The 338-nt window shown below is 65.1% G+C and carries 1 protein-coding gene; it reads left to right on the plus strand.

Annotated features, from left to right (window positions below; translation table 11 throughout):
• The coding region (locus QCE73_RS34050) for a LysR substrate-binding domain-containing protein (RefSeq protein ID WP_309885342.1) at window positions 1–338 on the plus strand (338 nt) is incomplete at both ends.

Raw genomic sequence — 338 nt, forward strand, 5'->3', positions numbered from 1 at the left:
ATGCAGATGCAATCGCTCGAAGACGATCTGAAGCGGCCGCTCTTCGACCGCGTGGGGCGCACCAACCGGCTGACGAGCCTCGGCAAGCAGGTGGTGCCGCAAGCGGAGCGCATCGTCGCCCTGTACGACAGCATGCGTCTCACCGGTCTCGATGATGAAATCGCCGGATCGGTTTCCATCGGCGCGGTCGATTCGGCGATGGGCGCGCTCGCATCCGTCGTCACCGAATTGAAAGGTCGGTATCCACGGCTCGATGTGCGGCTCGTCACCGGCAAGGCGCTCGCGCTCGCGCCGCAAGTCGAGGCGGGCGAGATCGATGCGGCGGTGATCGTCGAGAT

The sequence above is a fragment of the Caballeronia sp. LZ029 genome, from assembly GCF_031451275.1.
Classification (GTDB): Bacteria; Pseudomonadota; Gammaproteobacteria; order Burkholderiales; family Burkholderiaceae; genus Caballeronia; species Caballeronia jiangsuensis.